Annotated in this window: 3 protein-coding genes; all 3 read left to right on the forward strand. The window is 37.9% G+C overall.

Features of this window, described 5'->3' with window-relative positions:
* Positions 1–264, forward strand: a 264-nt coding sequence (locus tag JUI58_RS01130) for a hypothetical protein (protein WP_204101903.1), incomplete at its 5' end; no start/stop codon positions are given.
* Positions 265–302: 38 nt separating this feature from the next.
* Positions 303–1,292, forward strand: coding sequence for a GDP-mannose 4,6-dehydratase (locus tag JUI58_RS01135; RefSeq protein ID WP_204101904.1), 990 nt, complete (start codon positions 303–305; stop codon positions 1,290–1,292).
* A 3-nt stretch (positions 1,293–1,295) separates the two neighbouring features.
* A complete protein-coding gene (locus JUI58_RS01140) occupies positions 1,296–1,748 on the forward strand; it encodes a dTDP-4-dehydrorhamnose 3,5-epimerase family protein (protein ID WP_204101905.1) in 453 nt (150 codons plus the stop codon).
* The last annotated feature ends 7 nt before the right edge of the window (positions 1,749–1,755 follow it).

Raw genomic sequence — 1,755 nt, forward strand, 5'->3', positions numbered from 1 at the left:
ACAGTAATTGTCCTGTTAAAAGTGCAATACAAAAGCACCCTAATTAAACAATTCCAAGGCGGTAGCGAAACTAATATAAAGCCGTCCTATAAGAACGCAGGGATTATTCATCGGAGAGAGAAAAAAATTAACCCCCAACGTGCCAGCCCCCTAGCCCAAGTTTGGGGGACTTTGACTCCGGTTCCCCCCAGATTTGGGGGGCTAGGGGGGCGCATAATTGACGACAAGTCAGACATTGTAGTATTTTCCTTTTTCAACGAATAATCCCTGCTATAAGAACGGGGTTTCTACCCAATTTTTCGATGAATGGATTTTGGTGTGGGCGATCGATTTTTGTTACGGGTTGTACGGGATTACTAGGAAGTTGGTTGGTGCAAGAACTCTGCGATCGCGGTGGGACGGTTATCGGTTTAATTCGCGATCGCGTCCCTCAGTCTCGCTTTTTTCAAGAGGGACTCGATCGCCATTTGGTTAGCATTACGGGATCGGTTGAGAATTTAAGTCTTCTCGAACGCAGTTTGAATGAATATGAGATCGATACCGTCTTTCATCTTGCTGCACAAACGATTGTTGGTATTGCTAATCGCAATCCGATTTCTACTTTTGAAACCAATATTAAAGGAACGTGGAATTTATTAGAAGCCTGTCGCAGAGTTCCAACAGTTAAATGTATTATTATTGCTTCTAGTGATAAGGCTTACGGAATCCAGTCTCATCTCCCTTATACTGAAGAGAGTCCCTTACAAGGTCAACATCCTTATGATGTTTCTAAAAGTTGTGCGGATTTAATTGCTAATACTTATTACCATACTTACAATCTACCGATTTGTATTACTCGTTGTAGTAATTTATATGGAGGAGGAGATTTGAATTTTAGTCGCCTCATTCCGGGAACAATTCGCTCAGTTTTGTATAACAAACGTCCAATTATCCGCAGCAATGGTCAATTTATTCGCGATTATTTTTATATTAAAGATGCTGTTTTTGCCTATCTCGAACTTGCTGAAAAAATGCGAAAAATAGATATTGTTGGTAAATCCTTTAATTTTAGCATGGAGAGGAAATATACTGTTTTAGAAATAGTGAAAACAATTTTAAGAATAATGGAAAAATCAGATTTATCATCTCTCGTTCTTAATGAAGCAAACCATGAAATCCTCTATCAATATTTATCGTCACAACGTGCCAGAGAACTTTTAGACTGGACTCCAAAATATAAATTAGAATTGGGTTTGCAAGAAACAATAAAATGGTATCAAGACTATTTTAAAAAAAGTTTGCAAGAGGTATAATTTATGACAATTGAAGGAATTCAAATTCATCCTCTACAACGTATTCCCGACGAACGAGGAACAATTTTAAAGATGTTGCGATCGGATGCACCACATTTTCAAAAATTTGGTGAGATTTATTTTTCTACTGTGTATCCTGGGGCGATCAAAGGTTGGCATCTTCATACTAAAATCACTTTAAATTATGCTGTTATTTTGGGTACGATTAAATTAGTTTTATATGACGATCGCGAAACGTCTAAAACTCAAGGAGAAGTCCAAGAACTCTTTTTAGGTGAAGACAATTATTGTTTAGTCACTATTCCACCGTTAATTTGGAATGGATTTAAAGGCATTGGGACGACAAAAGCAATGGTTGCTAATTGCGCGACAATTCCCCACGATCCCGAAGAAATACAGCGATGCAATCCCTTTACTGCTTCTATTCCCTATGATTGGTCATTAAAACATCACTAATCGATGA

Origin of the sequence: Spirulina sp. CCY15215 (assembly GCF_016888125.1) — a bacterium.
GTDB lineage: Bacteria > Cyanobacteriota > Cyanobacteriia > Cyanobacteriales > Spirulinaceae > CCY15215.